General features: G+C 66.1%; 22 protein-coding genes and 1 tRNA gene. 8 read left to right on the forward strand and 15 right to left on the reverse strand.

From position 1 onward, the window contains the following. Nucleotides 1-9 precede the first annotated feature (9 nt). Nucleotides 10-630: a CPBP family intramembrane glutamic endopeptidase gene (locus tag FHW84_RS05340; protein ID WP_167253154.1), complete on the reverse strand. Its 621-nt coding sequence runs from the start codon at nt 628-630 to the stop codon at nt 10-12. A 256-nt stretch (nt 631-886) separates the two neighbouring features. Between FHW84_RS05340 and FHW84_RS05345 the strand changes: the two genes are divergently transcribed. Both FHW84_RS05345 and FHW84_RS05350 read left to right on the forward strand, forming a co-directional pair. After that, nucleotides 887-1660: a hypothetical protein gene (locus FHW84_RS05345; RefSeq protein ID WP_167253156.1), complete on the forward strand. Its 774-nt coding sequence runs from the start codon at nt 887-889 to the stop codon at nt 1658-1660. Nucleotides 1661-1841: 181 nt separating this feature from the next. Then, on the forward strand, nt 1842-2741 hold the full coding sequence (locus tag FHW84_RS05350) for an NmrA family NAD(P)-binding protein (protein ID WP_167253158.1): 900 nt from the start codon (nt 1842-1844) through the stop codon (nt 2739-2741). A gap of 160 nt (nt 2742-2901) precedes the next feature. On the opposite strand, the gene FHW84_RS05355 is transcribed toward FHW84_RS05350, so the two are convergent. Further along, a complete protein-coding gene (locus FHW84_RS05355) occupies nt 2902-3876 on the reverse strand; it encodes an NmrA/HSCARG family protein (protein ID WP_167253160.1) in 975 nt (324 codons plus the stop codon). A gap of 108 nt (nt 3877-3984) precedes the next feature. Here FHW84_RS05355 and FHW84_RS05360 point away from each other — a divergent pair, with 108 nt between their 5' ends. Next, nucleotides 3985-4926, forward strand: coding sequence for a LysR family transcriptional regulator (locus FHW84_RS05360; RefSeq protein ID WP_167253162.1), 942 nt, complete (start codon nt 3985-3987; stop codon nt 4924-4926). Nucleotides 4927-4946: 20 nt separating this feature from the next. On the opposite strand, the gene FHW84_RS05365 is transcribed toward FHW84_RS05360, so the two are convergent. From FHW84_RS05365 to FHW84_RS05375, 3 genes are all read right to left on the reverse strand, one after another. After that, the gene (locus FHW84_RS05365; RefSeq protein ID WP_167253164.1) at nt 4947-5615 is read right to left on the reverse strand and encodes a DUF998 domain-containing protein; all 669 of its coding nucleotides are present in this window, start codon (nt 5613-5615) and stop codon (nt 4947-4949) included. Nucleotides 5616-5709: 94 nt separating this feature from the next. Next, nucleotides 5710-6048 (reverse strand): hypothetical protein, encoded by a 339-nt coding sequence (locus tag FHW84_RS23045; RefSeq protein WP_208399637.1) that lies wholly within the window; start codon nt 6046-6048, stop codon nt 5710-5712. Nucleotides 6049-6197: 149 nt separating this feature from the next. Beyond that, entirely contained in the window at nt 6198-6602 is a 405-nt protein-coding gene (locus FHW84_RS05375) for a hypothetical protein (RefSeq protein WP_167253166.1), read from the reverse strand. 51 nt (nt 6603-6653) lie between these two features. On the opposite strand from FHW84_RS05375, the gene FHW84_RS05380 reads away from it, so the two are divergent. Beyond that, nucleotides 6654-7664, forward strand: coding sequence for an alpha/beta hydrolase (locus FHW84_RS05380; RefSeq protein WP_208399638.1), 1011 nt, complete (start codon nt 6654-6656; stop codon nt 7662-7664). A gap of 55 nt (nt 7665-7719) precedes the next feature. Here the strand turns inward: FHW84_RS05380 and FHW84_RS05385 are convergent, their stop codons facing one another. After that, nucleotides 7720-8553, reverse strand: a complete 834-nt coding sequence (locus FHW84_RS05385; RefSeq protein ID WP_167253168.1) for an oxidoreductase — start codon at nt 8551-8553, stop codon at nt 7720-7722. A gap of 96 nt (nt 8554-8649) precedes the next feature. On the opposite strand from FHW84_RS05385, the gene FHW84_RS05390 reads away from it, so the two are divergent. Beyond that, complete coding sequence (locus tag FHW84_RS05390; RefSeq protein ID WP_167253170.1) at nt 8650-9615, forward strand: AraC family transcriptional regulator; 966 nt, start codon at nt 8650-8652, stop codon at nt 9613-9615. Between the two features lie 47 nt (nt 9616-9662). Here FHW84_RS05390 and FHW84_RS05395 read toward each other — a convergent pair. Continuing rightward, nucleotides 9663-9738: transfer RNA gene (locus FHW84_RS05395), tRNA-Ile, on the reverse strand. 158 nt (nt 9739-9896) lie between these two features. Between FHW84_RS05395 and FHW84_RS05400 the strand changes: the two genes are divergently transcribed. Further along, entirely contained in the window at nt 9897-10271 is a 375-nt protein-coding gene (locus tag FHW84_RS05400) for a SnoaL-like domain-containing protein (protein WP_167253172.1), read from the forward strand. A gap of 77 nt (nt 10272-10348) precedes the next feature. Here FHW84_RS05400 and rpoD read toward each other — a convergent pair whose 3' ends face one another. Then, nucleotides 10349-12208 carry an RNA polymerase sigma factor RpoD gene (gene rpoD, locus FHW84_RS05405; protein WP_167253174.1) on the reverse strand — a complete coding sequence of 620 codons (1860 nt, stop codon included), beginning with the start codon at nt 12206-12208 and terminating at the stop codon, nt 10349-10351. Between the two features lie 167 nt (nt 12209-12375). After that, nucleotides 12376-12816, reverse strand: coding sequence for a D-aminoacyl-tRNA deacylase (dtd, locus tag FHW84_RS05410; RefSeq protein ID WP_167253176.1), 441 nt, complete (start codon nt 12814-12816; stop codon nt 12376-12378). Nucleotides 12817-12915: 99 nt separating this feature from the next. Between dtd and FHW84_RS05415 the strand changes: the two genes are divergently transcribed. Then, complete coding sequence (locus tag FHW84_RS05415; RefSeq protein ID WP_167253784.1) at nt 12916-13824, forward strand: lipid A biosynthesis acyltransferase; 909 nt, start codon at nt 12916-12918, stop codon at nt 13822-13824. 1 nt (nt 13825) lies between these two features. Here FHW84_RS05415 and FHW84_RS05420 read toward each other — a convergent pair whose 3' ends face one another. From FHW84_RS05420 to FHW84_RS05435, 4 genes are read right to left on the reverse strand one after another with little or no spacing between them, the layout of a single operon-like run. After that, nucleotides 13826-14155: a hypothetical protein gene (locus FHW84_RS05420; RefSeq protein ID WP_167253178.1), complete on the reverse strand. Its 330-nt coding sequence runs from the start codon at nt 14153-14155 to the stop codon at nt 13826-13828. After that, nucleotides 14152-15858 carry a glycosyltransferase family 39 protein gene (locus FHW84_RS05425; RefSeq protein WP_167253180.1) on the reverse strand — a complete coding sequence of 569 codons (1707 nt, stop codon included), beginning with the start codon at nt 15856-15858 and terminating at the stop codon, nt 14152-14154. The genes FHW84_RS05420 and FHW84_RS05425 overlap by 4 nt, the downstream gene beginning before the upstream one ends. A 58-nt stretch (nt 15859-15916) precedes the next feature. After that, nucleotides 15917-16948, reverse strand: a complete 1032-nt coding sequence (locus FHW84_RS05430) for a CDP-glycerol glycerophosphotransferase family protein (protein ID WP_167253182.1) — start codon at nt 16946-16948, stop codon at nt 15917-15919. 2 nt (nt 16949-16950) lie between these two features. Further along, nucleotides 16951-17766 (reverse strand): glycosyltransferase family 2 protein, encoded by an 816-nt coding sequence (locus FHW84_RS05435; RefSeq protein WP_167253184.1) that lies wholly within the window; start codon nt 17764-17766, stop codon nt 16951-16953. A gap of 273 nt (nt 17767-18039) precedes the next feature. On the opposite strand from FHW84_RS05435, the gene FHW84_RS23470 reads away from it, so the two are divergent. Then, nucleotides 18040-20151 carry a glycosyltransferase gene (locus tag FHW84_RS23470; protein ID WP_167253186.1) on the forward strand — a complete coding sequence of 704 codons (2112 nt, stop codon included), beginning with the start codon at nt 18040-18042 and terminating at the stop codon, nt 20149-20151. On the opposite strand, the gene FHW84_RS05445 is transcribed toward FHW84_RS23470, so the two are convergent. Then, a complete protein-coding gene (locus tag FHW84_RS05445) occupies nt 20134-21162 on the reverse strand; it encodes a glycosyl transferase family 1 (protein WP_167253188.1) in 1029 nt (342 codons plus the stop codon). The genes FHW84_RS23470 and FHW84_RS05445 overlap by 18 nt on opposite strands. Before the next feature lie 26 nt (nt 21163-21188). Next, nucleotides 21189-22190, reverse strand: a complete 1002-nt coding sequence (locus tag FHW84_RS05450; RefSeq protein WP_167253190.1) for a glycosyltransferase — start codon at nt 22188-22190, stop codon at nt 21189-21191. Between the last annotated feature and the right edge of the window lie 8 nt (nt 22191-22198).

Consider the following 22198-nt stretch of genomic DNA (forward strand, 5'->3'; position numbering starts at 1 on the left):
CACTGTCCGCTACAGGTAATGGAAATGCATCAAGGTGAACGCGCTCATATCGGCCCAGGCATGAAAGCTGATCGCGTACCAAAGATTGGCCGGCCAGCGGCAACGCATGGCGCCCGCGAAAAGGGCGAACACCAGGGCATTGGCGACGCCGAAGCGGCCGAGCTGCCAGTGGTAAGCGGCGAATACGAGCGCGGTCAGGGCGAAAGCCAGCAAGGTGCGCCAGCGTGAGCCCGGCAGGTGACGCAACAGCGCGTCGTACAGGAAGCCGCGGAATACCAGTTCCTCGTAGAAGCCGCCGATCAGCCACGCCAGGACGAGGGCGATCACGTAGCCGGAAAGATGGTCGCGCACGAACGCGAAGTCGGACAGGTCCGGCCGCTCGCCCAGCGCAAGGGCAAGCGCTGGGCCGATCACGCTGTAGTTGACGGCAGCGTAAGCTACCCCGAGCGCTCCGCCGACGATCAGCGGAATGACGCCGAAACCCCGCCAACCGAAGCCGACGTCGGCCCAGCGGAGCTGCCGGTAGCGCAGCATGGCCGTGCAAAGTCCCAAGCCAAGCGCCGGATAAAGCAACATCGGCACGCCCAGATGAGGGGCGGCCAGCACGCAGGCCGTACCGAGGGCGATCAAGGGCACCCGGGGAAGCCGCCTTCGATTTGCGCGAACGCTATTCACTCGCAAGGCTCCGAATGATCAGGCAATGGGAGATAGGGAGAGGGATGTGCCGGGCCGTCTTTGACCACCCCCGTCCCCGATATCGCAACATTGCCGCAGCCCATGTCGATTTTGGAAGCTCCCGTTCGTCGCCTGGATAAGCGGCCCGGGGGAACGACCGCCGCGACCATGAACCCGACCGCATAAAAGGCCCAACCGAGAGGACACGACCATGCGTACGACGATGCGGGAAACGATGGCAATGAAGTGCGCCGGCAGGCTCGCCGCCCAACGGATGGCGTGCGCCGTGCTGGCCATGCTGGGCGTGACTGGCGCCGTGGCGCAAGCGGCTGAAACCTATCCTCGCATGGCCTCCGTCGATGCCTATCTGATGGACCGCGCCCAGGAAATCGCCCTGGCCAGAAGCGCCGCGCCCGCTTCCATCTCCAAGGATGCGACCGTTCTGGTGCTCACTCGCACCGGCTATGAAATCGCCGTAAAGGGCAGCAACGGCTTCGTCTGCTGGGTGGCGCGGGGATTCAGCGGCGCGCCGGACTGGCCTGAGCGATGGAATCCGAAAATCCGCGCCGCCGGCTGCGACAACCCGCAGGCCGCGCGCACCGTCACCCCGATCGCCAAGCTTCGTACGGCGATGACTCTTGCCGGCCGTAGCGACGCCGATATCGCCAAGCGCATCAAGGCCGCCGTGCGCAGCAAGGAAATCGCGCCGCTGGAGCCGGGCGCCATGTGCTACATGATGTCCAAATCCTCCTATTTGTCGGAGGAGGGCGAACACGATATGGCGCACGTCATGTTCTACGTGCCATTCAAGGACGGCGCCAACTGGGGAGCCAACGCCGATGGCTCGCCCATCTTCGGCGGCAACTATTGGTTCTTCGCGCCGGACCATCAGGCCCAGGCCGCCGAACTGCCGCCGCTGTCGGTATTGCTGGTCGGGGTCGCCACCTGGTCCGACGGCACGCCTGCCGGCACGCACCCGATGTAATTGCTAAAACACCCCGGCCTCGAGCAGGCCGGGGTGTTCTGGTCTGATCCTGGCTTTGAAAAGCATGCGTGCCAAAGCCTTTTAGCCAGGCACGCCGACCACGCTATGACATGGGCTGCTTTTGACAGAGAGGCCACGACGGCAGCGCTAACGTATTCCGCCGCAGAACGGAGCAGCTCGTATGCATATCATTCTCGGTGGTACGGGGCACGTCGGGTCGGCGGCGGCGAAGCGGCTGCTCGAGATGGGCGAGCCGGTTACGGTCGTCTCGCACACGGGTAGCCAACGATACGAATGGGAACGGCGCGGCGCCAGGTTTGAGGTGGCGGACGTCTTCGATACCGAGGCACTGCGCGACGTATTCCGAACAGGCAAGCGTGCATTCCTGCTCAATCCACCGGCCGATCCGTCGACCGATACGGATGCGCAGGAGAAACGCAGCGCCGCCGCCATTCTGGATGCATTGGACGGTTCCGGATTGGAGCAGGTGGTGGCCGAGTCGACCATGGGCGCACAGCCCGGTGAGCGCCTCGGGGACTTGAGCGTGCTCTACGATTTCGAGCAGGCCCTGCGCCGCCAGCCTGTGCCGGTCGCCGTGATCCGCGCCGCGTATTACATGAGCAATTGGGATGCGTCTTTGGAAATGGCCATCAACGAAGGCCATCTCGCATCGATGTATCCCGCCGACCTGGCCATGCCGATGGTCGCGCCGGAAGACTCGGGCAGGGCCGCGGCCCGGCTGCTTACTGCACCGCGTGGCGAATCCGGCATCCACTATGTCGAAGGACCGGAGCGCTACTCGCCCAACGACGTCGCGGCTGCCTTTGCCGCGGCGATCGGCAAGCCGGTGGCGGTGAAAGTCATTCCGCGCGACCAGTGGGAGGCCACGTATCGCAAGCTTGGATTCTCGAAGGCCGCTGCCGCGTCATATGCGCGGATGACCGCGGTGAGCCTGGATGGGGATTTCGAACGCCCAGCGTCGCCTGAGCGTGGCACGGTGACGTTGCAGGACTACATCGATGAGCTGGTTGGCCGCGCGGCCCGGCAATCCGCAAGGACCGCCGGCTCGCACCGCCCCTGAGGATCGCCTGGTTGAATGCCGTACGGGCACGCGCGGCAGCGCTTCGCTTCGGCGCCCTCGCATAAATCGACCGTCGAATGGCGGGTGCCGTTCGATGCCATTCGACGGTCATGCGAAACGGCTCCCGCAAGCATGTAAGCCCGATGACGGTCCGCATTTGCTATGCGGCAGCGCCATAGTCCCTGGCCTCGCCCCGCCAGCCGCTTTGCTGCAGGAACTGCTGCCAGGTCAGTGCGCGCGGGTCGATGCGTCGGCTCCAGGCAAGATCGCGTCCAGGAGCGTAGTAGCCATACTCGACGGCGTACTCCACCATGCCTACCGTTTCGTCCACGAGCCAAGGGTTGCTGCCGAACGCAGGGAAGTGCCGCAGCAGCTCATCCCGGGTATAGGCGGAGGCGTAATGCGCCGCCTGCCCGGAGACGCGAACGAAGGCGTCCACGATCTGTCGTGCCGTCAGGATCTCGCCGATCACCGGCAGGACTTCGCCCACGTACTTCTCCGGATGATCGAATATCTCCAGTACGGCGGGCCCGGTCGCGGTAAGCGGATCGACGAACGGCATGGGCACGTCGGGGGGCAGATAGATGGCGAAGCTCAGGCTGCCATCGGCCTGGCGCGCGGGGACGTAGTACTCCAGGAAATTGCTGTAGAAGAACGCTAGGTAGATGAAAGAGCTGCGCAGCGGCAGCGAGCGGATGTGCTCTTCCACCTGTGCCTTCTCGGTGAAGTGCGGCGCCCATTTGGCGCCCCCGGTTCGCGCGTGGACGTTTTCCAGGCCGCTCCACACGACGTGCCCGACGCCTGCGGCGTTGGCTGCATCGGCCAACTCCCGCCCCAGCGCCAGCTCGGGCTGGCCCGGCGGCGGTACTGGCATGGTCGGCGGAGTCATCAGAAAGGCGCCGTGGGAGCCGCGCATGGCGGCGGTCAGCTCCGCCTGCCGGCCACGCTCCAATGGCGCCACGACGACTTCCGCGCCGCGCTCGGCCAGTTGGCGCATCGGCGGGCTGTCGGTGCGCCGGGCCAGTGCGCGTACGCGGTAGCGGCCGCTCGCCAGCAAGGCCGCGGCAACGCTGCGCCCCTGTTTGCTGGCCGCACCGGCGACGGTGATAAGAGGTTTCTGCGAGGCGAGGGACATGGCGTTCTCCTGGAGTAAGCGGGGCACTCATGGTGCGAATGAGCGCCTACTCTCGGATCCGGGTGGCCATTTGTGAAATTGCATCTTTGTTGGCCTAGTATCCATGCCATGAATACCAAGCGCCTGGATCTCAATCTGCTGGTCACGCTGGAAGCCCTGCTGGTGGAGCAGAACGTGACCAGGGCGGCGAGCCGCCTGCATCTGAGCCAGCCGGCGGTGAGCGCGCAGCTCGGCCGCCTGCGCGACATGTTCGACGATCCACTGCTGGTTCCGGCCCAAAGAGGCATGACGCCTACGGCCAAGGCGCTGGACCTGCTGGAGCCACTGCGCCAGGCTCTGGATCATGTACGCGCTGCCGTTGCGCAGCACGGCAACTTCGATCCCGCGCGGGCACGGCTGACGGTGAACATCGCCTGCACCGATTATCTTCAGGTTGCGCTGGCGCAGCCGCTGATCCTGGCGCTGCGCGACCGCGCACCCGGTGTGCGCGTGGCGTTGCGGAGTCTGGACATACTGCAGCTGGAAACGCAGCTGGCGCGAGGCGAGGTCGACCTGGCGCTGACGACGCCGGGCGCCGCGGCGCCCGGCCTGCGAGCGCGGCATCTGTTCGACGAGCGCTACGTATTGATCGGAAGGCGAGGGCATCCACGGCTGCGCAGAAACCTCACCGTCGAGAAATTCGCGCAGCTGGAGCACGTCGTCGTATCGCTGCGCGGCGGCGGCTTCGTCACGCCGGTGGACCATGCGCTGGCGGCGCTTGGCTACGAGCGCCGCGTGGTGCTGTCGGCGGCGTCGTTTCTGTTTCTTCCGCAGATCGTGGCGCAGTCCGATTTCGTGGCGCTGGTGCCGCAGCAACTGGTGCGCGATCGCGCCGGCGAGCTCAAGATCGTCGAATGCCCCTTTCCCGTGCCGGGCTTCGACGTGGGCATGGTATGGCACGAGCGCAACCAGGGTCATCAGGGCCAGCGCTGGGTGCGCGAGGCGCTGGTCGAGCTCGTGGCCGGCCGACTTGGAACCCGCGGCCGAAGGCCGTTGGCAGTTCAACGCTGATCGGGTTCACTGGTGGCCCGCTACCGATCGGCCGCGAGTTTCCCGCCAGCCTGCTGGCGCGGCGCCGCCCGCAATCGAAAAGACAAGGCGAACAGCCACGCCAGCAGCACGACGACAAAAAACCGGTTCGCCAGGCCATACGGCATCCCCTTGTGCAGGGTGAGGAACTGGATGACGAATCCGGCCAATATCAGGGAAGTCAGAATCCAGGCGGTTCGCCGATAGGAGCGCCACGCCGGATGCATGCCGAAACTCACGGAGAGCAGGATGGTTGCGATGAGTAGGCTTCCGACATTCACCAGGAAGCTCAGGTCGTGGATGGCGCCCGTTGGCGTGGATGGCGCGCCGGGTGCATCCGTGGGACACATGGCCGAGACGACCAGCCCGATCGCCGCGACGACCAGCAGAAATATCGCCAGCAAGGCGATAACGGAGCGCAGGCCATCGGTATAGAGCGCCGCTGCAAGCATCAGCAAGCCGCAGCTCATCGCCAGGAACCAGCTGGTCATGACCCAGCCATACCGGCCCACGGCGTAGTTGCTGATGAAGTTGCTGGCCGGGGCGTAATCGGGCCGCAGGAAGTGCAATGCCAAAAGAGCCACGGCGGCGTAGACGAAACAGGCCATGGCAAGGCTTGCAAAGACGGCGGGCGCCGAGCGCGGCGCCTTCCCGGCGTTCTCTATGGCCATCGTCCAATCTCCTGGCTTTTGCGTTTGATGGGTAGAACTTCCCTTCGATCTGCAGCCACACCCTTGACGGGGCCGCCCGTTGCCGAAGCGCAGCCTATTTCTCCCGGCAATTGGGCCCATACCAGGCGTTATTCGTCGTATCCAGGTTCGCGTCCATCATGGATGCGCTGCACACCGGGAACCGCGTATCGCCGTTGCGGCGGATGCTGCGCGCCTTCATGTCCGCATCGTTCTGCGCCTGCGCGTCGGCCTGGTCCTGGCGCCGCATGTCGACCTTCATCATGCAGTTGGCAAATTGATCCGTTCCGGGCTGATAGCCGTAGCCGGCGCATCTGGCCTGGTCGGAGGCGCGTTGCTGCTCGGGGTTGACGGCGGCGCAACCGGTGGTGGCGCCGAAGACGAATACCAGAAGCATCAAGACGTATCTGCGCATATCCCCTCCCTTGGTGGCATGGAAACAAAACGCTTCTTGCTGCTGCGAACGCGAGGCCTCGCGTTGCCGGCCATGAGCTTAGCCGCTCGCTGGCACGCATGGCACGTGCCAGGGCGCAGGCGCCGCGGCCCCCCGCGCGTCTCTCAAGGTTATGGCGCAGTATTCGCCGTCGAAGAGGCGTCATCCATGGGAGGAAGCGGGCGGCCGGCGATCTCCTCCGCTTCCTGCCTCGAAAGCCCAAGTGCGAGCAGCAGCTCGGCCGCTGCCCTTTCCGGCAAATGATCCGTGTTGAAGGGAGGGAGCGGGAGGGGCGTGGCGGGCCATTCGCTCGATGGCGCCAGGTGCAGCCAGACCGATATGGACGCGAGCACGATGCCGCCGGCGACCACGAAGCTCATCAGTGGATCGTCGCCGCGAAACCGCTTCGCCTCGATACCTCTCTGGATGTCGCGCAGCAGCCGCTGACCCAGTCCGCGGGTAAGGACGCGGGTCTTAATGAGGAATTGCCCCCGCAGCGGCTCTCTTTGCGCCCGGAGCATGGCGTATCGCATCATGCCCTCTGATGCACGAAAATATTTGCCGCGTCCGGCCGACCTAAAGAACTCGTGAACGCCAGATCCTTACGTATACGCCAAGCCATCGCCACGGCCTTTCTCTTTCTTGGGATCGCTTGCGTAGCGAGCTGGCCACATGCCGCGCGAGCAAGAACTCATCATCACGAAGCGGGCGATGCCAAAAGCCGGCCCGAAGAAAATTGCTACGATCCGCATGACTCCAACGATATAAGGCTGTGGGATGGAGCCGCCCCCGGCGCCGCGGGCGATGACCCGTGCCGGGATATTCCCTTCCTCAGAATCTTTCCTGGGCGAACCACGGGGAACTCCGCGCACGCCGCCATCATCGTTATTCCAGGCGGGGGCTACGATCGTCTGAGTGATCGCAAGGAACAGGAGCCCGTCGCGGAGTATTTTTCCCGTGAGTTGGGAGTGACCGCCTTCGTTCTCTACTATCGATTGGTTCAGCGAGATGGCACTTACCGCTATCCGGTGCCCATGTGGGATGCGCAGAGAGCGTTGAGGCTCGTGCGATACCGCTCATCTCAGTTCGGCATTGATCCGTCGAAGGTCGGCCTGTTCGGTTTCTCCGCGGGCGGGCATCTCGCCGCTACGATCGCTGTGCACGCTGCATCAAACTTCGACTTACCCGTTCGAGACGGCATCGACTCTGTCGATGCCCGCCCCAGCTTTCTGGGGTTGGGTTATCCGGTCATTTCGATGTTGCCGGATCAGTTTGCGTCGCCCAACTCGCTTCATCACCTGCTGGAAGGATACCAAGGGCGTGAGAAGGCTCGGCTGGAGCAATATCTCTCCGCGCAGCTAAACATCCCGCCCGGGCTATCGCCGGTATTCCTCTTCGAGAGCTTGGATGACAAGCAGATCAGCGCCGAGAACAGCGTGATGTTTGCGCGGGCTTTGCGCGATGCAGGGACGCCTGCCGAGGTCCACCTGTTTCCCCAGGGCGTCCATGGCGCTGGCCTGGCAAACGGCATTCCGGATGAGGAAAAGTGGCCCGGCATGTTCCGGAGCTGGATGATGGAGCACGGGTTTGTTCGTTGAGTGACCACTTGTGGGCGGGGTTTGACTGCGCGGCATGGCCATTCGGCGTGCCGCATCAGCCATCCGTCGAGCGGGTAACGGTCTCCCACTGATTGATTTCTTCGGCAAGCGACGCCCATTTTTGTCGTACCAGATCGATCGCATCGCTTCCAAGCAGCAGGTGAGCCGGAGGCGAATCGCTGGCGATGATGTGCAGCATGGCCCGCGCTGCTTTCGAGGGGTCCCCAAGCTGTTTTCCGCTCTTTTGGTGACGGGCCTCGCGGATGGGGTCAAACAACCCGTCATAGTCGGCAATGGAGCGCGGCGTACGGATCATCGAGCGTCCCGCCCAGTCCGTGCGGAACGATCCGGGGGCCACGGCCGTTACCGTAATGCCGAACGGCTTCACTTCTTTGCCGACGGATTCGGAGATCCCTTCCAGGGCGAACTTGCTGCCGCAGTAGTAGGAGATGCCCGGCAGCGTGATATGTCCGCCCATCGAAGTGATATTGAGGATGTGTCCGTTACGGCGGTCGCGCATGTAAGGCAATACGGCCTTCATCATGGCCACGGCGCCAAAGACGTTCACATCGAACTGCCGCCGCATGTCCGCCAATGGCGATTCCTCAAAAATGCCCTCGTGGCCGTATCCCGCGTTATTGACCAGCACGTCCACCGGCCCCACGGTTCGCTCGATCTCGGCAACGACTTCATCGATGGCATCGAAGTCGGTGACATCGAGAATGCGTGCCGTGGCATTTTCGGCCGCGAGCGCTTCGAACTCGCGGCGTGCCTGCTCGCTTCGAACGGTTCCAATGACGCGATGCCCGGTGCCCAGGGCCTCAACGGCAAGAGCTCTGCCGAAGCCACTGCTGACCCCGGTAATCAGCAAAGTCTTGCTTGACGACATGGCGGCTGCTCCTATGGATGGCGAATGTGGCTTGCACAATAGCCACCGATAGGGGCATCTTTTACGCCGAGAAATCTCGATCTATTGCCTATTTCTATGATCCGTCGTGTCGCGCTGAAAGATCTCGCTCCGGCAGATGAAAGCCGGCGTATCGCCGACCTTGCCCGGCGATTGGCGCCGCAGGAGGGGTATAACCTCACGGCATTGCCTGGCGTGCGCGTTCTGCGCTCGGATCGGCCCCTGAGTCGTACGCCAGTCCTGTACGACCCCGGCATCGTGATCGTGTGCCAAGGATGCAAGCGCGGGTACTTTGGCAATCAGGTCTTTGTTTACGACGAGCAGCATTACCTGGCGGTTGCCGTGCCTGTCCCGTTCACCATGGAATCCGACGGCACCCCCGGGCGCCCGCTGCTGGCGATCTATATGCATCTGGACTTCCAGATGGCCGCCGATCTGATGATCGAGATTGCGCAGCATCCATCGCTTACGGCCAGGAATGCACCGCAAAGCATGATGTCCAGCCCCATGGATCCTGCGCTGAGTGCATCCGTCCTGCGATTCCTTGAGGCCATGGGCCAGCCTTTGGATGCAGTGGTTCTCGGGCCGGGTCTCTTGCGTGAAATCTATTTCCGCGTGCTCACCGGCGCGCAGGGTGCCGCGTTGCGCTCAGCATTGGGAATGCAGGGGCAATTCGGCAAGATCGGCAAGGCTCTTCGCTATATTCATGCCGCCTATGCGCAGCCGATTAATTTGGCGCAGCTGGCCCGCGAGGCCGAGATGAGCGTTCCCGCGTTCCATAGCCACTTCAGGTCGGTCACCCAGACATCGCCGATGCAGTACCTGAAATCGACGCGACTGCATCAAGCCCGTCTGTTGATGGTGCGCCAGGGGATGACGGCGGAAGCAGCCGGCTACGCAGTGGGGTATGCGAGCGCCTCGCAGTTCAACCGGGAATTCAAGCGCCTCTTCGGACTTCCGCCAGTGGCTGAAGTGAAGCGCATGAGGAACGACTTTGCGGTGCCTCCCGCGCAGGCGGCATCCGATTTTGTTTCGTCGCATTGAACGAGGTGGTCGGTTTAGAGAGCAGAACCGCAAAGCCACTTAATTGATGGTGGGCCCACCAGGATTCGAACCTGGAACCAAGGGATTATGAGTCCCCTGCTCTAACCGTTGAGCTATAGGCCCTGACGCTGCCAGCCGCATTGCACGGCCAGATCACGCAGCAGCCCGTCATGTTAGCCACACACCCAGGGACCGTCGAGAGCGCCGCCCCCGCCCACCGGCACATCCAGACTTATCCCATCCGGCGTAGGCTCATAAGCCCTTTGACCCGGAGGTGCACGATGAGCACGGAATCGGTAGCGAAGCGGTTGGTGGCTTTGTGTCGTGAGGGCAAGTACGAGGAGGCGCAGAAGGAGTTGTATTCCACGGATGCCGAAAGCATCGAGCCGGAGGGCGCCCCGGGTGGCGCGCTGGGCAATGTGAAGGGGCTGGATGCCATCTTCGAGAAGGGCCGCAAGTTCCAGGAATCGATCGTGGAAGTGCATGGCGGCAACGTCAGCGATGCGGTGGTGGCCGGCAACTGGTTCAGCCTGGAAATGACGCTGGACGTGACCATGAAGGAATACGGCCGCGTGAACATGACGGAGATCTGCGTCTACCACGTGAACAAGGACGGCAAGATCGACCGCGAGCAGTTCTTCTACGACATGGGTTGAGCCGCTACGTCCGGCGCAAAAGAAAAGCCCCGCATGCGCGGGGCTTTTCGCTTTCTGCCGTTCGCTTAAGGTAGCGATCAATCGATATCGAGGAACGAACGCAGCTGCTCCGAGCGGCTCGGGTGGCGCAGCTTGCGCAGGGCCTTGGCTTCGATCTGGCGGATGCGCTCGCGGGTCACGTCGAACTGCTTGCCGACCTCTTCCAGGGTGTGGTCGGTATTCATGTCGATGCCGAAGCGCATGCGCAGCACCTTGGCCTCCCGCGGGGTGAGGCCGGCGAGCACTTCGCGCACGGTTTCCATCAGGCCGGTTTCCGTGGCCGACTCGATCGGCGAGCTGGCGTTGGTGTCCTCGATGAAATCGCCCAGATGCGAGTCTTCGTCGTCGCCGATGGGGGTTTCCATCGAGATCGGTTCCTTCGCGATCTTCAGCACCTTGCGGATCTTGTCTTCCGGCATCTCCATTTCCTTGGCCAGTTCTTCCGGCGTCGGCTCGCGGCCGAACTGCTGGAGCATCTGGCGGGAGATGCGGTTGAGCTTGTTGATCGTCTCGATCATGTGCACCGGAATGCGGATGGTGCGCGCCTGGTCGGCGATCGAGCGGGTGATGGCCTGGCGGATCCACCAGGTGGCGTAGGTGGAGAACTTGTAGCCGCGGCGGTATTCGAACTTGTCCACCGCCTTCATCAGGCCGATGTTGCCTTCCTGGATGAGGTCCAGGAACTGCAGGCCGCGGTTGGTGTACTTCTTGGCGATCGAGATCACCAGGCGCAGGTTCGCCTCCACCATTTCCTTCTTGGCGCGGCGGGCCTTGGCCTCGCCGACCGACATGGTGCGGTTGATTTCCTTGATGTCGGTGAGCGGCAGGAACAGCTTGTGCTCGATGGAAGCGAGCTTTTCCTGCTCGGCGTCGATCGCTTCCTTGTAGTTCTTGATGTTCGGCGACCACTTCTGGCGCTTGCGGCCCAGCTCGTTCGCCCACTCGAGGTTGCCCTCGTTGCTGGGGAAGGTCTTGATGAACTCGGCCTTGGGCATCTTCACCTGCTTGACGAAGATGTCCATCAGCACGCGCTCGTGGTGGCGGATGTCGTTCACCACCTCGCGCAGCTTGCGCACGAAGCTGTCGATCAGCGCGGACGGCAGCTTGAGCTTGAGGAATTCCTCGGCCATCTGCTCGCGCAGCTTGATGATCTTCTTGTCGCCGATGTCGGTGGTCTTGGCGGAGGCCTTCTGGAACTTGCCGTAGTAGTCGCGCAGCAGTTCCATGCGGCGCTTGACCTCTTCCGGATCGGGGCCGGTCGGGCCGGTCTCCTCGTCCTCGCTGGCGCCTTCGGTTTCCTCATCCTCGTCGGCTTCGGCGTCGCTGTCGCTGGCTTCCACCTCGGCGGCGGCCAGGGCGGCGTCGGCGGCTTCCTCCAGGTCGGCGAAGCCGGCCAGGATCTCGCTCAGGCGGCGCTTGCCGTCCAGGTGCTGGTCGTATTCCTCCAGCAGCATCTCGATGGTGAGCGGGAAGCTGGCCAGTGCGGTCTGCACCTGGCCCAGGCCTTCCTCGATGCGCTTGGCGATGGCGATTTCGCCCTCGCGGGTGAGCAGCTCGACCGTGCCCATCTCGCGCATGTACATGCGCACCGGGTCGGTGGTGCGGCCCACTTCGGAGTCGACGGCCGACAGCAGGGCGACGGCTTCTTCGGCCGCGGCCTCGTCGTCGGTGGCGGTGCCACTGGCGTTGTCGGAAAGCGGGTCCGCGTCCGGGGCGGCATCGTGCACTTCGATGCCCACGCCCTTGAGGACGGCCATGATGTCTTCGATCTGCTCCGGATCGACGATGTCGTCGGGCAGGTGGTCATTGATTTCGGCGTAGGTCAGGTAGCCCTGCTCGAGACCTTTGGAGATAAGCGCCTTGATTTCAGACTGTTGCTCGGGAGCTTTGTTGTTCATACCTACCGCCGCGGATGCAGGAACCGATCAGTATAGCGATGTGATGCTTTTTTGACCAGTTTTCAAGTGAAAGATATGGGCATCCGGCGCACGCAAAAAGCGCGCCAAACACCCGTTGTCTGAGAAGTTTTTTTCGGAATCGTCGCGGTGGCCCGGTGGGTCCGCGGTCATGGCGTTTCGAGCCAGAAGGTGACCGGTCCGTCGTTGACCAGCTGGACTTTCATATGGGCACCGAAGCGCCCGATTTCCACCCCCGGGTGCGCGGCCCGGGCCAGTTCCACCAGGCGGTCGAACCAGCGCCGGCCCTGCTCGGGCGAGGCGGCGCTGGTGAAGCTGGGGCGCATGCCGGAGCGGGTGTCGGCGGCCAGGGTGAACTGGCTGACCAGCAGCAGCTGGCCGCCGGTGTCCTTGAGCGAGCGGTTCATGCGGCCCTGTTCATCGGCGAACACGCGGTAGCCGAGCAGGCGCTCGAGCATGCGGCGGGTGCTGGCTTCGTCGTCGGCCGGCTGCACCGCCACCAGGGCGAGCAGGCCGGGGCCGATGGCGCCGACGGTTTCTTCGGCCACGTCGACTTGGGCGGAAAGGACGCGCTGGATCAGGGCGATCATCGATAAGCGGCTGCGGCGGGCGGCGGGGCGCAAAGATTAACCACAAAACGAGGCAGCGGCCGGAGGGTGCACGGCTTGAGCCGCTACACTGTGCGGCTCATGCGCTTCGATATCTTCCTGCTCTACCTCCTGCTGCGCCTGGTCGGCCTGCTGCCCCTGCGGGCCCTGCACGGCGTGGGCGCGCTGCTGGGCCGGCTGTCGCTGCGGCTGGACGGCAAGACCGTGCAGAACACCGCGGCGAACATCCGCATCACCCGGCCGCGGCTGGACGCGCAGGCCCGCGCGGCGCTGCTGCGCGAGGTGATGATCGAGAGCGGCAAGTCGATCACCGAGATCGCCAAGATCTGGGGCAGCGATGCCCAGCGCGCGCTGGACCTGGTGCGCGAGGTGCGCGGCGAGGCGCTGTTCGACGCGGCGCTGGCATCCGGCCGCGGCGTGATCATCGCCGCGCCGCACCTGGGTTGCTGGGAACTGCTCAATTACTGGCTGTGCCGCAAGACGCCGATGGCGATCCTGTACCGGCCGCCGCGCATCGCCGCAGTCGAGGGCCTGCTGCGCAAGGCGCGCGGCGCGCTGGCGCCGGAACAGGTGCGCGCCGAGGGCGCCGGGGTGCGCACGCTGTTCAAGCGGCTGGGCGCGGGCGGCACGGTGGGCATCCTGCCGGACCAGAAACCGCGCGAAGGCGAGGGCGAGTTTGCTCCGTTCTTCGGCCGCGAAGCGCTGACCATGGTGCTGCTGCCGCGGCTGGCGGCGCGCACGGGGGCGACGGTGCTGTTCGCGTTCGCCGAGCGGCTGCCGCGTGGCGAGGGCTTCCGCATCCATCTGCTGCCGGCGCCGGAAGGGCTGGCGGATGCGGATCAGCGCGTGGCGTGCACGGCGCTCAACCGCGGTGTGCAGAACTGCGTGGAATTGGCCTATGCGCAGTATCAGTGGCACTACAAGCGGTATTCGGCGAACGATCGGCCCAGTCCGTACGACCACCCGGAAGTGCTGGACGACGCGCGCTGAGTCAGCCCGCGTCCTTCGGCTCCAGCCGGCGCAGGAACACGGCCATTTCCTTTTCCGCCTGCTTGTCGCCACGCTCGCGCGCGGCGTCGATGCCTTGCCGCCACGCTTCCGCGGCGCCGGCGCGGTCTTCCACCGCCAGCAGCGCCTTGCCCAGCAGTTTCCACGCAGCGGAATAGCGCGGATCGAACCGCACGGCGTGGCGCAATTCCTCGGCCGCCGCCGGCGCATCGCCCTCGGCCAGCAAGGCATTGCCCAGCGAGAAACGCAGCAGCGCACCGTCGCGGGGGCCGCCGCACTGCGCGCGCAGGTTGGCGATCAGCGGCGAGCTCATTGCATCGCGCGGTACCGCCACGCGTCGACCTGGTACAGCCGGGTCGGGTGCGGCGGCTCGGCCGGGGTGTGGCCGGCGCGCTGGGCGGCCAGCGACGAGGCCGGCCAGATCACCACCCAGCTGGAGCGGAACGGCTGCACCAGCAGCGGGTAGCGCAGGTCGGCGTCGGCCAGTTTCTCGGGGCGGGTGATGATCAGGCCGTCCGGATGCAGGCGGGCGAAGGCCTGGATCGACTCGCCCTCGCTCAGCCGCTCGATCGGCCGGCTCAGGCGGCCTTCGAAATGGAACTGGCCTTCGTAGTTGCCCACGTAGCCGATGGCGCGGCCTTCGCCATCCGCCGCGCCCAGCAGGCGGGCGGCCGGGCGCAGGTCGAAGTTCGGCCACATGGTCAGGGTGAACAGCGTGTTGAGCGCCAGCACGCCGATCAGGCCGGCCACCGCCAGCCGGCGCAGCTCGCCGCGGCCGCGCAGCAGCAGCAGCGCGCCCAGCACCACGAACACCACGCTGAAGAAGCGGCTGTACTGCGAGGTCGAATCGATGAACTCGCCATGCATCAGGTTGTGCGCCACCAGGTTCGGCAGCACGAACAGGAACACCGCGAACAGGATGCCGCCCACGCCCAGCGGCCAGGTGCCCAGCCACGCCGTATTGGCCAGCTTCGGCCGCTGCTCGCGCAGCACGGCGATGGCGCCGGCCAGCAGCAGGCAGGCGCCGGCGAATTCCGGCAGCGGGTAATACAGCTGCTTGCCGCTGATCAGCGAGAACGCCACCAGCACCGGCAGCAGCCAGCACAGGCCGAAGCGGATGCCCGGCTCCAGCGGACGGCGCAGCGCGCCCAGCGCCACCCAGGCGCGCGGCCAGCCGCTGAACGGGAACAGCAGGGCCGGGATCATGGTGAGGTACCACCAGAACGGGCGGGCGTGGTCGAACGCATCCACCACGCGGCCGGCGGTCTGGGTGAAGAACAGGCGGTGGCGATAGTCGTCGCCGCCGCTGAAGCCGGCCGGCAGCGCCCAGGCCAGCAGGATGATGCCGCCCAGCAGCACCGCCAGCAGGCCGCGGCCGTACCAGCGCCCGCGGTGGCGGTTGGCCCAGTCGTTCCACAGCGGGCCCAGCAGCCAGGGGAAGGCCACGTGCAGCAGCATCACCGGGCCCTTGGTCATCAGGCCGGCGCCGATGCACAGGCCGAACAGCAGCCAGCGCGGCTCCTCGCGGCCGGCCTTCGGGGTGAGGGTGAGCAGCGCCGCCAGCACCCATACGGCCAGCAGCACCTCGTACATCACCTGCAGGCCGAACAGGAAGGCGTAGCCCAGCGCCAGCAGCATCCACGGCGCGCCCTTGGCCACCCACGGGCGGTTGGGGAACAGGCGCCGCGCCAGCGTGGCCAGCAGCACCAGCTGGGTGCCGCCGAAGATCACTTCCAGGACGCGCGGCCACACGTCGTTCACGCCGAACACGAACCAGCCGGCATGGATCATCCAGAACAGCAGCGGCACCTTGTCGCTGTACGGCTGGCCGTTGATGTGCGGCACCAGCCAGTGGCCGTGGCTCCACATCTCCCACGCCACCGCCAGGGTGCGGGTCGAATACAGCGGCATCGGGCCATGCGAGAAGATCGCCAGCAGGGCGACCACGGTCCACAGCGGCAGCCAGGGCCACAGGGAGCGCAGGTGTTCGGAACGGCTGTAGGCGCTGGAAGGCAAGGGGCGGCTCTTTCTCAGGAGGGTTGCGATTCTAGTGCGGCTTTTCTGTCCGGAGGCTTTAGGAGCGCGCCGGACCCCAATAGCCGATGCGGCGCCGCAGCTTGAGCTTGCGCCACCAGTTGCCCGGCTTCGGCTTGCGGTTGCGCCCGCCCTTGGCGATGAAGGCGTCGATGGCATCCAGCACGCGCTCGCTGGAATGGCCGTCGCGGTATGGGTGGATGGCGTCGGCGAAGTCGCGGATGGCCTGCATCAGCTCCGGCGGCCGGCTCAGCGCGCGGCGGATGGCCGGCTCGAACTGTGCGGCCTCGTCGATATCGATCAGCTGCGGCCCCGGGCGGCGGTTCTTGAAGGTGACCACCGGCTTGCCGGTGAGCAGGAACTCGCTCAGCGCCGAGGACGTGTCCGAACACATCATGTCGGCCTGCGGGAACAGCTCCAGGATGTTGTCGTTCTCCGCGAACGTGAGGTGCTCGCCCTGCAGCGCCTTGAACTTGGCCACCGTCTCATGATTCATCTTCGGATGGAAGGTGACGATCCACTGCCACTCGCCGCTGCTGGAGAGGCGCTTCACCTCGTCGTACAGGGTCTCGGCCGCGCTCCACGAGGGCGAAAAAGTGGAGTGGTAGAGGATCACCGGCTTCTCGCGCACCGGCGGCAGCGGGCCGGCGATCTCCTTCATGAAGGGGTCGAGCTTGGGCCAGCCGGTCTCGGCCACCGCGAAGTGGCCCAGCTCGTCGGCCAGCGCCTGGAACTGCGCGGTGTCGCGCGGGCCGGTGGTGCAGTACAGGTCGAAGAAGCCGCGGATATAGATGTGGCGAGGCTTGCCGGCGTCGAAGCCGTGGAAGGTCTCCACCTTCACGCCGGGGAAGAAATGCGGCAGATGGTTGGACGAGGTGATGCAGGCGATCGGCTTCCACGCGCGCACTTCGCTCACCGTGAGCAGCCGCTCGCCTTCGGCCAGGTCTTCCGCGCCGGGGCCGTCGAAGAACCATGCCGCCTCGTCGCCGCGCGCGCGGATGGCCTCCTGCACCGGCCGCAGGATGGCCAGCGCATAGCGCTCGGAGCCGTACAGAAGGTAGTGCTTGGGCATGGTCAGCGGTCGATTCCGTGGCGGTGGAGCGCGGCGGCCGCGCTCTCGATGGAGGCCGGGTTATGGCGCATCTCGTAGTAACGCATGCGCTTGTACACCGCATACGAGGCGGCGGTCTGGGCGATGGCGTAGCCGCGCCAGCCGTCGAGGAAGGCCAGGCGGAACAGGTAGTCCTTGAGGAAGGCCAGCGCGAACACGAACGGCGTCTGCCACATGCGCACGGGCTTGTCCTTCTCCAGCCAGTCGCGGCATTTCAGCTCCGCGTAGCGCAGCACCTTGATCTGCTTCTCCGGCAGGCTGGGGTTGTTCTCGTGGTTGAAGCGGGCCTGGAAGATGGCCGAAGGGCCGTCGAAGCGCAGCGACTCGTGCACGCGCACGTCGGCCCAGCGGGCGCGGCCGCGGTGGTAGAGGCGGGCCATCTTCTCGCCCATCGAGGGCAGGTAGAAGCGCATCGGCGCGCCCATGTAGATGGTGGCGCGGCGCAGCCACACGGCGCAGGTGTCGCCGGCCATCAGGGCCGGCAGCTTCGCGGCGATCTCCTCGGCCAGGGCCGGGGTGAGGTATTCGTCGGCGTCCAGCGCCAGGATCCAGTCGTGGCCGGCCTGGGTGCTGGCGAAGTTGCGCTGCGGGCCGAAGCCCAGCCAGTCCTGGTGCACCACGCGTGCGCCGTGGGCCTGGGCGAGCGCCACCGTGTCGTCGGTGCTGCCGCTGTCGATCACCACTTTTTCGGCGGCGAACGGCACGCTGTCCAGGCAACGGGCGATGTTCTTCGCCTCGTTGTAGGTCATCACGACGAGGGTGAGGGGGAGCGTCTGCATCCGGCGATTCTAGCCGATGGCTTCTGCCGCCCGCCCCAAAACCCTCCGGCGCAGGTTGGGGTGAGCCAACGGCGAACCCCAACCTGCGCTGGCTTGCTCCGGCGTTGCGCAAATGCGCCGGCCGAACGTTCTGCTTTGGGTTATGTCCCCGTTCGCGCTCCGTTTCCCCCGGTATGGGTATCCTTGCGCACGGTTGTGCGTTGACTGGTGGGGTCTGGCTCCAGCGGCACCCCCCGGTTGACAGGAATCGCCTCGAGAATGTGGAAGGACAGCTTGAAAGACACCGTGCATGCCGGGGCAAGGGAAGAAGGCCTGGCCGCCCAGTTCAAGCGGCGCTGGCTGGCTTTGCCGGCGTGGCTGCGCCTGTGGATGCTGCTGGGCCTGGGCTGGCTGCTGGTCGGCATGGCGGCCAGTCCGCCGGGACCGAAGGTCTGGAATCCGGGCAAGTACTACCACGACAGCCTGATCGCGCTGTTCCTGCTGCCGGCCGCCTGGCTGGCCTGGTCGTGGCGCCGCGCGCTGGCGCGCGGCCTGCTGGAGGCGCGCGAAGGCAAGCTGCTGCTGGCTTTCCTCGGCTGGACCCTGCTGTCGGTGATCTGGGCGCGCAACGGCACGCTCGGCGACGACGCGGTGGTGGTCTTCTACGTGCTGGCCTTCGTGCTGCTGCTGGGCAGCCTGGTCGCGGGCCAGCCGCGGCGCGCGCAGGCGCTGCTCTATTGGGCGGGCGCCGGCCTGGGGCTGGCGGCCCTGGTGTCGATGGCGGTGTTCCCGCTGCGCGTGGGTTCGACCTGGCAGGAGCAGGACCGCCTGGTCGGCTTCGGCACCCTGGACAACCCCAACCTCGCCGCCTTCGCCTTCGGCGCCGCCAGCGTGTGGCTGCTGCAGCTGTCGGTGCGCGGGCGCTGGCAGCGGGTGCTGCAGATCGGCTCGATCGTGGCGCTGATGACCTTCGTGCTGCTGACCTTCACCCGCTCGATCTGGCTGGCCCTGATCGCTACCCAGGCGGTGATGCTGCTGGCCGCGCCGCACCGGCACATCCGCCGCCGCGCCGCGGCGATGCTGGGCGTGGCCGCGGTGATCATTGCCTTGGGGGGCTGGCAGTACATGAAGGACCGCGGCCTGTCCTACCGGCCGGAGATCCTGCAGCAGTCGCTGGTGCTGATCGGCCAGCACCCGTGGCTGGGCCTGGGCATGGGCAGCCACTACGACATCGTCGGCCAGGGCCAGACCTGGGAACACAGCCACAACATCCTCAGCCACCTGGCGATCCTGCTCGGCGTGCCGGGCATGCTGCTGTGGGCGCTGCTGTGGCTGGTGATGGGCTGGCGCGCCTGGCGCTACCGCCACGTGATGCTGGGGCGGGTGATGCTGGCGCTGTGGATCTACGCCAGCGTGGCCTGGCAGTTCGACGCCCCGCAGCTGCTGCGCCGCCCCGACGTGGAATGGCTGCTCGGCTGGCTGCCGCTGGCGCTGAGCCTGGGCCTGTCGTGGAGCATCCGCACGCGCGGCGCGCGCACCGCGCCGCGTTCGGTCAGCCTGCTGGTGCTGACCTACAACTGGCCCGAGGCGCTGGAGCGCGTGCTGGCCAGCGCGGCGGCGCAGAGCCGCCTGCCGGACGAAGTGATCGTCGCCGACGACGGCTCCGGCCCCGCCACGCGCGCGGTGATCGAGCGCATGGCTAAAAGCTTCCCGGTGCCGCTGCGCCACGTATGGCAGGAAGACCTGGGCTTCCGCGCCTCGCGCAGCCGCAATCTCGGCATCGCCGCCAGCCGCGGCGAATACGTGGTGATGATCGACGGCGACATGGTGCTGCACCCGGACTTCATCGCCGACCACCTCGCCCTGGCCGGGCGCGGCTATTTCCTGCAGGGCGGCCGCTTCAAGAACAGCGAGCGGGAATCCAGGCGCCTGCTGGCCGGCGGCCGGCCGGTGTTCGCGCCCTGGGCCGATGCGGATTTCCAGGTGTTCGACGGCATCAAGCGCCTGTATGCGTTCCGTTCGCTGCCGCTCGCACGCTGGAAATCCCGCGCGCGCAGCGGCGGCCGCGTGATGAGCTGCAATATGAGCTGCTGGCGCGACGACCTGCTGCGCGTGAACGGCTTCGACGAACAGATGGAGGGCTACGGCGCGGAAGACCGCGAACTGGCCGCGCGCTTAGGCAACGCCGGCGTGCGCCGCCGCGCGCTCAAGTGGGCGGCGCTGGCCGCGCACCTGGAACACCGCAGCCGCGCGCAGGAAGAAGTGGACGATCCCAGCCTGCCGAACAACCAGATCTATCTGCGCACCGTGCGCGAGCACATCGTGCGCTGCGAGCGGGGCATCGACGGCCACCTGGCGGCGATGGCCGCCGGAGAGAACTACGAAATCTCAGCCGCGGCCGGCTGAGTCGGCCAACGCCTGGCGGATGCGCGGGACGAAACCCGCGCTGTTGTCGAGGAACCACTGCCGCGCCCTGGCGCCCATCTGTGCGACGTCCGCTTCCGGCATCGCCAGCGCGCGCGCCACGGCGGCTTCCAGCGCGGCCTCGTCGAACTGGTAGGTGGTCGCCTGTCCCATCCGGCCGGTCTGCGCATAAGGCACCAGCAGGCCGCGTTCGGCGGTGACGATCTCGTTCATCGGCGGCGCGTCGACCACGAAGGTGACCGCGCCCACGCCCAGCGCCTCGACGATGTAGTGGCCCCAGCCCTCGATCTCCGAGGTGCAGATCTGGAACAGATGGCTGTTCTGCAGGCGGCTCAATTCCGCGTACTGCGCCGGCACGTTGCCGTCGAGGAACTGGCGCAGGTGGCGGATATTCGGGGCGCTCAGATCCTGCGGCGCACAGGCCGGATGCCGCAGCACGGTGAGCGTCGGCCATTCCGGATGGCGCCGCCACACCGCGAGCAGGCGGTCGGTACCGCGCGTGACGCTGCCGCCGGCCAGGTGGAAGAAGGCGCGTTCGCGCGGCACCGCGGCGTCGTAGCGGTCCTCGCTGTCGAAACCCACCATGGAGGTCGGTTTGCCCAGGCCGCGGAATACGTCCACCGCGTCGTTGGTCTTGCACCACACGCGCGCCACGCGCGGCAGGTGCAGCACGTCCTTGGCATCGAACCATGCGGTATTGGGCAGCGCGATGGTCTGCCGCGCCAGGCCGAAATGCGCCGGCCACAGATGCTCGAACATGATGTTGAGATCGAAGCGCGGCGGCTCGCGGTGGCGCATGGCGAAACGCCAGCGGCGCAGGTCGCCGCGCAGTCCCTCGCGGCCCAGCGACCAGCGCACTTTCTCGTCCGCATCGGTCAGGCGGGTGAAGTGCACCGTGCAGCCGCAGGCCTTCAGCGCATCGGCGGTGAACTGCAGGTCGCGGCTCAGGCCCAGGCCGTTGTCGGGTGCGATGAGATTGACGCTGGTGCTCATGGAGGATGTGGTCTGCGAGTGGAAGGTCAGGGCAGCGTATCGAGCGCGCGCAGCAGGCGGCCGGGGAAATCCCGCCGATTGTCTTCGAACCAGCGGCGCGCGGCCTGGCCCAGGCGCTGCTGCTCGGCTTCCGGCATATGGATGCAGCGCTCGATCGCGGCACGCATCGCGTCCATGTCGAAATCGTAGAGCGTGGCCAGCGCCTGCGTGCCGGCGGCGTGCGCGGCGACCAGGATGCCGTGCTCGGGCGTGACCAGCTCGTTCATCGGTTCGGCGTCGGTGGAGATCACCACGGCGCCGATGCCTAAGCTCTCGACGATCGAATGGCCATAGCCCTCGGTCTGCGAGGGGCACAGATGGAACACGCTGCTGTTCTGCAGTTCGCGCAGTGCCTCGTCGCCGACGTATTCGCGGATCAGCCGCACGTTCGCCGGCGTCTGCGGCCAGGCGCGGGCTTCGTCGCTGCGCCAGACCACGGTGAGCTGCGGCCAGTCCGGATGGTCCGCCCACAGTTTCAGGATCTGCGCGGTGCCCTTGTTGTTGCTGCGGCCCGGGCCGTGGAAAAAGGTGGGCTGGCGTGCGATGTCCGGCGCGCGCTGGTCTTCGCTGACGAAACCGGTGTGGATCACCGGCCGGCCCAGCTCGCTGAAGATGCGTTGTGCATGGTGGGTCTTGGCCAGCACCAGGTCGATGCCGCCCAGATCCGCCAGCCATGCCTGGTCGAACCACTCCGGATGCGGCAGCAGCGCGCTGGCGCCGGCCTGGCGGAAATAGCGTGCGCTGACGCTTTCGCACATCAGGTTGAGGTCGTAGCGCGCATGCAAGCGGCCCCGCGCGAGGTTGCGCAGCAGCTGGCGCGCGCGCCCGGAAAAACGCTGCCAGCGATGGCTGAGCCGCGCGCGGTTATTGAGCCGGGTCACCGTGACCTGATGGCCGCCCTCGCGCAGGATGCGCGCGACCAGGCGCATGTCGCGGGTGAGGCCGGCGCCGTTGTCGTTGCCGATCAGTTGGATGGCGCGCTTGCGCATGCGGGGTC

Origin of the sequence: Dyella sp. SG562 (genome assembly GCF_011759495.1) — a bacterium.
GTDB classification, from domain to species: Bacteria; Pseudomonadota; Gammaproteobacteria; order Xanthomonadales; family Rhodanobacteraceae; genus Dyella_D; species Dyella_D marensis.

What these genes read in the sequence shown, in the direction of transcription:
- FHW84_RS05345 (WP_167253156.1), top strand. Translation starts at nt 887, where the DNA reads ATGCGTACGACGATGCGGGAAACGATGGCAATGAAGTGCGCCGGCAGG.
- FHW84_RS05350 (WP_167253158.1), top strand. Translation starts at nt 1,842, where the DNA reads ATGCATATCATTCTCGGTGGTACGGGGCACGTCGGGTCGGCGGCGGCG.
- FHW84_RS05355 (WP_167253160.1), bottom strand. Translation starts at nt 3,876, where the DNA reads ATGTCCCTCGCCTCGCAGAAACCTCTTATCACCGTCGCCGGTGCGGCC.
- FHW84_RS05360 (WP_167253162.1), top strand. Translation starts at nt 3,985, where the DNA reads ATGAATACCAAGCGCCTGGATCTCAATCTGCTGGTCACGCTGGAAGCC.
- FHW84_RS05365 (WP_167253164.1), bottom strand. Translation starts at nt 5,615, where the DNA reads ATGGCCATAGAGAACGCCGGGAAGGCGCCGCGCTCGGCGCCCGCCGTC.
- FHW84_RS23045 (WP_208399637.1), bottom strand. Translation starts at nt 6,048, where the DNA reads ATGCGCAGATACGTCTTGATGCTTCTGGTATTCGTCTTCGGCGCCACC.
- FHW84_RS05375 (WP_167253166.1), bottom strand. Translation starts at nt 6,602, where the DNA reads ATGATGCGATACGCCATGCTCCGGGCGCAAAGAGAGCCGCTGCGGGGG.
- FHW84_RS05385 (WP_167253168.1), bottom strand. Translation starts at nt 8,553, where the DNA reads ATGTCGTCAAGCAAGACTTTGCTGATTACCGGGGTCAGCAGTGGCTTC.
- FHW84_RS05390 (WP_167253170.1), top strand. Translation starts at nt 8,650, where the DNA reads ATGATCCGTCGTGTCGCGCTGAAAGATCTCGCTCCGGCAGATGAAAGC.
- FHW84_RS05400 (WP_167253172.1), top strand. Translation starts at nt 9,897, where the DNA reads ATGAGCACGGAATCGGTAGCGAAGCGGTTGGTGGCTTTGTGTCGTGAG.
- rpoD (WP_167253174.1), bottom strand. Translation starts at nt 12,208, where the DNA reads ATGAACAACAAAGCTCCCGAGCAACAGTCTGAAATCAAGGCGCTTATC.
- dtd (WP_167253176.1), bottom strand. Translation starts at nt 12,816, where the DNA reads ATGATCGCCCTGATCCAGCGCGTCCTTTCCGCCCAAGTCGACGTGGCC.
- FHW84_RS05415 (WP_167253784.1), top strand. Translation starts at nt 12,916, where the DNA reads ATGCGCTTCGATATCTTCCTGCTCTACCTCCTGCTGCGCCTGGTCGGC.
- FHW84_RS05420 (WP_167253178.1), bottom strand. Translation starts at nt 14,155, where the DNA reads ATGAGCTCGCCGCTGATCGCCAACCTGCGCGCGCAGTGCGGCGGCCCC.
- FHW84_RS05430 (WP_167253182.1), bottom strand. Translation starts at nt 16,948, where the DNA reads ATGCCCAAGCACTACCTTCTGTACGGCTCCGAGCGCTATGCGCTGGCC.
- FHW84_RS05435 (WP_167253184.1), bottom strand. Translation starts at nt 17,766, where the DNA reads ATGCAGACGCTCCCCCTCACCCTCGTCGTGATGACCTACAACGAGGCG.
- FHW84_RS05445 (WP_167253188.1), bottom strand. Translation starts at nt 21,162, where the DNA reads ATGAGCACCAGCGTCAATCTCATCGCACCCGACAACGGCCTGGGCCTG.
- FHW84_RS05450 (WP_167253190.1), bottom strand. Translation starts at nt 22,190, where the DNA reads ATGCGCAAGCGCGCCATCCAACTGATCGGCAACGACAACGGCGCCGGC.